Consider the following 6712-nt stretch of genomic DNA (forward strand, 5'->3'; position numbering starts at 1 on the left):
GGGGGGGGTGGGAGGGCTCAGGTGGGCTGGTGCAGGGCTGTGCGGCCTAGGGCCGCGAGGGTTTCGGCGCGGGCGGGGTCGGCGTCGCCGTCGGCGATGACGACGGCGTAGCGGAACCGCAGCGTCTGCGCGTGCGCGAAGGGGACCTCCTCGCTGAAGAACGGTGCCGGGTTCACGCCGGCGAACAACTCGCTGCGCATGAACCACTTCGGCGGGTGCTGCGGATTCATGGAGTCGTCCACGATGACCAGGCTCGAGTGCCGGGCGGTCTGGTCGTGCTGGCCGGTGAAGCCCATCCACTCCGCCCGGGTGCCCCGGACCTCCTCCCCGCCGGCGAAGCCGGGCGCGAGGATCGTGCCGCCCGTGAAGGACCGCGGCCCGCGCCAGAACAGTCCCCCGTAGCCGGCGTTCTCGCGGCCCTTGGTGGTCGGCGACCCGATGTCGAGATGCTCGCCCGAGACGTTCGTGATGGCCGAGGTGAACGTGAGCACCCAGGCGTCCGGCGTCGGCACGGTCACGGCGAAGGACCGCTCCTCGTGCACGATCTGCGCCCCGACCTGCTCGCCGGCAGCGGGCTGTGCGTGCCAGACCAGCTCGTGCGAGACCCGTACCCGGTCGGAGGTGACGTCCAGCGCGGTGAACCGGTCGTGGTCCATCGAGCCGTCGTTCTCGAGCTGGACGTAGCCCTGCCCGGGCACGTAGTTCGGCCCACCCCAGAAGTTGTGCGGCCCGACGTTCGGCAGCGACCACGCGAGGCCCTTGTGCCACACGTGGTCGTGCGGCCGGAACAGGCTGACCAGGTCGCCGCCGAGGGTGGTGATCGGGTGGAAGTACGGCCGAGGTGACTCCAGCTGCACGTCGTCGGGCGCGTAGACGTAGGTCAGCAGGTCCCGCCCGCGGTGGGCGACCTGGACCGACCGGTCGAGCTCGTGCCGGACGGTCAGCGGACCGCGGGCGCCGGTCCGCCGCAGGCTCACAGGTCGATACCGAGGCCGAGGTCGGCGACGTTGATCGCCTGCCCGGTGGCCATCGACCGGTTCGCGGCGATGCCGACCGCGACCGCGCGCACGCCGTCGCGGTACCCGGCCGGACGCCCGAGCGGGTCCGCGCCCGGTCCGCGGAACACGTCGCCGAGCAGGATCTCGTCGCCGCCGCCGTGCCCGCCGACGCCGACCGGGATCGGGTAGGAGGTGGCCCGGCCCCAGTGCTTCTGCACCAGCAGCCGGTCGCCGAACGGGCGCAGGTCGTCCCCCGCCCAGGCGTCGGGGGACGCGCCCGGGTCGTTGATCAACAGACCGTCGTCGTCGAACGCGACCGAGCCGCGCTCGACGACGTCCAGCTCGGCGCGACCGGCCGTGCCGTTGACGGTGACCTTGTACCCCTCCCACGGGGAGTGCGCGTTCAGCGAGTAGCTCAGGGTCGCCCCGCCGCGGTAGTCGACGAGCACCGCCATGGTGTCCTCGATGGTGATGCCGGGCCCGAAGACGTCCTGGTCGCGGAGGTACCCGTCGTGGTGCTCGGCGTCGAGGTACATCGCCTTCAGCCGCGGGTTCGCGTTCATGTCGAGCGCCCACGGGTCCTCCGGGTTGCCGGTGCCCCGCGCCGGGCGCGGGCCGATCCCCCGGGAGGCCGCGGCGTCGGCGCCGTAGAACCGCAACGCACCGCTCGCGTACACGCGCTCGGGGACGTCGGCGAGCCACCAGTTGACGAGGTCGAAGTGGTGGGAGGCCTTGTGGATGAGCAGCCCGCCGGAGTTCTTCTTCTCGCGGTGCCACCGGCGGAAGTAGTCCGCGCCGTGCACGGTGTCCAGCGCCCACTCGAAGTGCACGGAGGTCACGGTGCCGATCTCGCCCGAGCTGATGACCTCCTTGAGCGAGCTGTTGCGCGGCGCGTAGCGGTAGTTGAACGTCATCACGACGTCCTTGCCGGTCTCGGCCACCGCGCCGGTGATCGTGCGGCAGCCCTCGGCGTCGATCGTGAGCGGCTTCTCCACCACGGTGTCCGCACCGGCGGCCAGCGCCCGGGAGACCAGGTCGGCGTGAGTGTAGTCGGGGCTGGTCACCACGACGACGTCGACGCGCTCCTCGGCGATCATCTTCTCGAGGTGGTCCGGGGAGTAGCGCGGCAGCGGCTCACTGATGCCGGCCGCGGCGACGAGCTCGTCGTAGTAGTCCATCCGGCCGGGGTTCGGCTCACACCAGCCCACCAGCTCGGCGACGTCGGATTGCTCGCCGAGGATCGCCTCGATGTACATCCCGGCACGGTGCCCTGTTCCGGCGATGGCGTAACGGCGTCGCGAGCTCTGGGTCATTGCTTCCTCGGGTTGGTGTTACGGGTGGTGCGGAAAGTCTGCGGCACCGGCGAGCCGGTGCTCGACGGCGAGCGTGGCGAGGGCCAGCAGGCCGGCCACGATCAGGACGAGCAGGGCGAGCATCCAGACAAGGATGCCGCACGTTCCGGTCGCGGCCACGAGCAGCAACGAGCCGGCGAAGGTCCGCGCGCGTTCGCCGGGGCCGGAGTGAGACCCCGCGAGGAGCCGGAGGGGCAGCCCGATGGGCGACGCTGCTGCGGCTAGCCAAGTGCGTCAGGCGCTGCCGAGCCGGTCGTCATCGGCGATCTCGGCGGCGCTGGCCCGGCGGTAGACGCGGTTGCGAAGACGCAGGATGACCGTCGCACCGGCCGCGGCCACCAGGGAGCCGGCGAGGACCGCGACCTTGGCGTGATCGTCGCTCGCGCGGCCCGCGCCGAACGCGAGCTCGCCGATGAGCAACAAAACCGTGAACCCGATGCCAGCGAGGACCGCGAGCCCCACGACGTCGACCCACGCGAGCCCCTCGTCCAGGGTGGCGCGCGTGAATCGCGCCACCAGCCAGGTGGCCGCCAGGATGCCCAGGGGTTTGCCGACGACCAGCCCGACGACGACGCCGACGGCGATCGGATCACTCAGCGCCGCGCCGAGCCCGGCGAACCCGCCGATACCCACGCCCGTGGAGAGCAGCGCGAAGATCGGCACGGCGACGCCCGCGGAGATCGGGCGGAAGCGGTGCTCGAAGTGCTCGGCCAGACCCGGACCGGCATCCGGCCCGCCCGCCCGCGCGCTCCGCACGACCGGCACGGCGAAGCCGAGCAGCACCCCCGCCACGGTGGCGTGCACCCCGGAGGCGTGCACGAGCACCCACACGCTCACCGCGAGCGGCAGCAGGATCCACCAGGATCGGACCCGCCGCTGCACGGCGAGCGTGAACAGCGCGAGCGGGACCAGCGCCGCGACCAGTGGGAGCACCGCGAGGTGGTCGGTGAAGAAGACGGCGATGATCGCGATCGCCAGCAGGTCGTCGACCACCGCCAGCGTGAGCAGGAAGGTCCGCAGCGCCGGCGGCAGGTGTCGACCGATCACGGCGAGCACCGCGAGAGCGAAGGCGATGTCGGTCGCGGTGGGGATCGCCCAGCCCCGGGCGCCACCGCCGCCACCGAGGTTGACGAGCGTGTAGAGCACGGCCGGCAGGATGACCCCACCGACCGCGGCGGCGATCGGCACCGCGGCCCGTCGCGGGTCGCTCAGGTCGCCCGCGACGAACTCGCGCTTGAGCTCCAGGCCTGCGACGAAGAAGAAGATCGCGAGCAGCCCGTCCGCGGACCAGGTGGCGAGCGTCAGGTCCAGGTGCAGAGCGGCGGGTCCGAGGGTGAACCCGCGCAGCGCCTCGTACGCCCCCGACCACGGCGAGTTCGCCCAGCACAGGGCCGCGACCGCGGCGAGCATCAGCAGCGCGCCGCCGATCGTCTCCTTGCGCAGGATGTCCGCGACGCGGCCGGCCTCGACCCACGATCCACGGGCGAACAGCCGGGCGGGACGACGGGGGGAATCGATCATGGGCACTCCAGGGAAGTCGAGGGTCGGCTGAGCAACTGCCGACCAGACTTCCCGGCGCACCACTGCCAGCATAGCCCTTGACACGAATCGTTTGAGAGTTACTCTCAGATAAGAGCGACTCTTGAAAGGTGCAGCGGATGGCGGGTCTACGGGAGCGTAAGAAGGAGCACACGCGCGAGGCGATCCAGCGCGAAGCCCTGCAGCTCTTCGCAGGTCAGGGCTATGACGGGACCACCTGCGAGCAGATCGCCGCCGCCGCCGGGGTCTCCCCCGCGACGCTGTACCGCTACTTCGCCACCAAGGAAGACATCGTGCTGCGGGACGTGTACGACCCGCTGATCGCCGGCGCGGTCCGGGCCCGCCCGGCCGACGAGGCCCCGCTCACCGCCGTGCGCCGCGGGCTCGCCGACGCCTTCGCCCACGTCTATCAGGTCGAGCTCGAGCCGATCCGCCAGCGCACCGCTCTCATCCTGTCGGTACCCGCGCTCCGGGCCCGTTCGGTCGAGCAGCAGCAGTCCCTGGTGCACCACCTCGGGACGGCGCTCGCCGAACGCGGAGCCGGCGACGCCACCGACCTGCGGGTCCAGGTGGCCGCCTCGGCCTGCGCGGCCGCGCTCGGGGTCGCCGTCGAGCACTGGGCGCGGTCCGGCGGCGACCTGCCTGCCCTCGCGGACGCCGCCCTCGCGACGCTCGGCGACCTGGCCGTGAACGATCCGGCCGCCGGCGCCGGACGGCGAGCCGCGCGATGAGCGGGCCCGTGATCGCGGTCCGCGGCGCCTCGAAGCGCTACGGCCCGGTCTTCGCGCTCGACAACGTCACCCTGGACGTCCGGCCGGGCGAGATCTACGGCCTGGTCGGCCTCAACGGCGCCGGCAAGACGACGCTCATCCGCCTGATCCTCGGCATGGTCCGGGCGAGCGCCGGACACGTCGAGGTCCTGGGTCGCCCGGTGACGGATCGGGCCGGCTGGGCCCGGGTGGGCTACCTCGTCGAGACGCCGGCGGCCTACCCCGAGCTCACCGTGCGGGAGAACCTCGAGGTCGCCCGGCGACTGCGCAAGATCACCGACCCGACCGCGGTCGACTCCGTGATCGACCTGTTCGCGCTGCGGCCCTACGTCGACCGGCGCGCGCGGGCCCTCTCGCTGGGCAACGCGCAGCGGCTCGGCCTCGCCAAGGCCATGCTGCCTCGCCCGTCGCTGCTGGTGCTCGACGAGCCGGTGAACGGTCTCGACCCGGCCGGGGTGGTCGAGGTCCGGACGCTGTTGGTCGGGCTCGCGCGCGAGCAGGGCACGACCGTGCTGCTGTCCAGCCACCTTCTCTCGGAGGTCGCGCGCACCGCGACCCGGATCGGCGTCCTGCATCACGGACACCTCATCGACGAGTTCGACGCCAACGCGCTGGCGGGGAGGGTGCACCCCCGCCTCGAGATCGGCGCCCGCGACCCCGCCCGCGCCGCCGAGGTGCTCCGCGGCGCCGGGTTCGACGCGCACGCCGCCGACGACGGCCTGCTGCTCCTCGAGGAGGATCGCGCGGTGCAGCACCCCGAGCTCGTCGCCACGACGCTGGTCCGGGCCGGCGAGCCCCCGACCCGGGTCGCCGTGGCCGAGGAAAACCTGGAGACCTACTTCCTGCGACTCGTCGGGGCGCCGGCGGCCGACGATCGGGAGGCCGAGGATGCCCGCTGAGATCGCGGCCGCGCTGTGGGCCGAGCTGCTCAAGGTCCGCCGGTCGGTGGTGCCGTGGGTGACCGCCGTGGGGTTCACCGTCGCCGGATTCGTGGGGGCGTTCTTCATGTTCGTGCTGCAGGACCCGGCCCGGGCGCGATCGATGGGCCTGATCGGCGACAAGGCCCAGCTCGCGGGAGCGCGGGCGGACTGGGCCGGCTACTTCGGCCTCACCGCGCAGATCGTTGCCGTCGGCGGCATGCTGCTGTTCGCCGTCGTGGTGATCTGGCTGTTCGGGCGCGAGTTCTCCGACCGGACGGCCAAGGACCTGCTGGCCCTGCCGACGTCGCGCAGCGCCGTGGTGGGCGCGAAACTGCTGGTCGCCCTGGGTTGGGCGCTGCTGCTCACCGTCCAGATCGTCGTGCTCGGGCTGATCTTCGGGGCGGTGCTCCACCTGCCCGGCTGGTCCGCGGGCGTCGCCGTACGCGGGATCGGGACGGTCTTCGCCGCAGCCCTGCTGACGTTCGCGCTGGCGACCACCTACGGGCTGGTCGCCAGCGTCGGCCGCGGCTACCTGCCCGCCGTGGGCGCGATGTTCGTGAGCCTCTTCGCCGCCCAGGTGATCGCCGCGATCGGCTACGGCGTGTGGTTCCCGTGGTCGGTCCCGTCGCTGCTCAGCGGCGTCGCCGGCCCGGACCAGGCCGCCCCCGGCCCGGGCAGCATCGCCGTCGTCGTGCTGGTCGGCGTGGCCGCGAGCGTGGCCACCGCCCGCTGGTGGGAACGCGCCGACCACAACCGGTAGCCCGCCGACACCTACCCCGGCCCGAGTTCGCCGTTCCGGATGCCAAATCGCCGGTTCGAACGGCGAACTCGCACGGGAACGACGAACTCGATTGCGGTACCGCTCGTCAGGTCGGTCGGCGGCGGATCCACCAGATCGCGCCGGCGGTCAGGACCAGCACGACCCCCACGCCGACGGCGATGGCTCCCGGGCCGATGTTCAGGCCCGACTGCCCCGCGGACCCACCGGCGGCACCGGGTTCACTCGGGGTGGCCGACGGCGTCGGCTCCCCGGACGGCGGGGGCGCCGGCGACGACGCGGCCGGGGCCGGCGACGACCCGACCGCCGACGTGGCGTGGAACGCGAAGTGACCCGAGATGGCATGGCCGTCGGC

General features: G+C 72.8%; 6 protein-coding genes and 1 pseudogene. 3 read left to right on the plus strand and 4 right to left on the minus strand.

Annotation, left to right across the window (positions count from 1 at the left end):
- Nucleotides 1-17 precede the first annotated feature (17 nt).
- From VIM26_RS18860 to nhaA, 3 genes are all read right to left on the minus strand, one after another.
- Nucleotides 18-977, minus strand: coding sequence for a PmoA family protein (locus VIM26_RS18860; protein WP_331954081.1), 960 nt, complete (start codon nucleotides 975-977; stop codon nucleotides 18-20).
- The gene (locus VIM26_RS18865) at nucleotides 974-2311 is read right to left on the minus strand and encodes a Gfo/Idh/MocA family oxidoreductase (RefSeq protein ID WP_331954083.1); all 1338 of its coding nucleotides are present in this window, start codon (nucleotides 2309-2311) and stop codon (nucleotides 974-976) included. The genes VIM26_RS18860 and VIM26_RS18865 overlap by 4 nt, the downstream gene beginning before the upstream one ends.
- Before the next feature lie 273 nt (nucleotides 2312-2584).
- Nucleotides 2585-3871, minus strand: coding sequence for a Na+/H+ antiporter NhaA (nhaA, locus tag VIM26_RS18870; RefSeq protein ID WP_331954085.1), 1287 nt, complete (start codon nucleotides 3869-3871; stop codon nucleotides 2585-2587).
- A gap of 137 nt (nucleotides 3872-4008) precedes the next feature.
- Here nhaA and VIM26_RS18875 point away from each other — a divergent pair, with 137 nt between their 5' ends.
- From VIM26_RS18875 to VIM26_RS18885, 3 genes are read left to right on the plus strand one after another with little or no spacing between them, the layout of a single operon-like run.
- A complete protein-coding gene (locus VIM26_RS18875; RefSeq protein WP_331954087.1) occupies nucleotides 4009-4620 on the plus strand; it encodes a TetR/AcrR family transcriptional regulator in 612 nt (203 codons plus the stop codon).
- The gene (locus tag VIM26_RS18880) at nucleotides 4617-5558 is read left to right on the plus strand and encodes an ABC transporter ATP-binding protein (RefSeq protein WP_331954089.1); all 942 of its coding nucleotides are present in this window, start codon (nucleotides 4617-4619) and stop codon (nucleotides 5556-5558) included. The genes VIM26_RS18875 and VIM26_RS18880 overlap by 4 nt, the downstream gene beginning before the upstream one ends.
- Nucleotides 5548-6339, plus strand: coding sequence for an ABC transporter permease (locus VIM26_RS18885; protein ID WP_331954091.1), 792 nt, complete (start codon nucleotides 5548-5550; stop codon nucleotides 6337-6339). Before VIM26_RS18880 ends, VIM26_RS18885 begins: the two co-directional genes overlap by 11 nt.
- 106 nt (nucleotides 6340-6445) lie before the next feature.
- Here VIM26_RS18885 and VIM26_RS18890 read toward each other — a convergent pair.
- Nucleotides 6446-6712: pseudogene (locus VIM26_RS18890) on the minus strand (hypothetical protein); the annotation flags it as partial.

This window comes from Pengzhenrongella sp. (assembly GCF_036565025.1).
Lineage (GTDB): Bacteria > Actinomycetota > Actinomycetes > Actinomycetales > Cellulomonadaceae > Pengzhenrongella.

Excerpts from the sequence above, each read along its gene's own strand:
- VIM26_RS18865 (WP_331954083.1), bottom strand. The coding sequence starts at position 2,311 with ATGACCCAGAGCTCGCGACGCCGTTACGCCATCGCCGGAACAGGGCAC.
- nhaA (WP_331954085.1), bottom strand. The coding sequence starts at position 3,871 with ATGATCGATTCCCCCCGTCGTCCCGCCCGGCTGTTCGCCCGTGGATCG.
- VIM26_RS18875 (WP_331954087.1), top strand. The coding sequence starts at position 4,009 with ATGGCGGGTCTACGGGAGCGTAAGAAGGAGCACACGCGCGAGGCGATC.
- VIM26_RS18880 (WP_331954089.1), top strand. The coding sequence starts at position 4,617 with ATGAGCGGGCCCGTGATCGCGGTCCGCGGCGCCTCGAAGCGCTACGGC.
- VIM26_RS18885 (WP_331954091.1), top strand. The coding sequence starts at position 5,548 with ATGCCCGCTGAGATCGCGGCCGCGCTGTGGGCCGAGCTGCTCAAGGTC.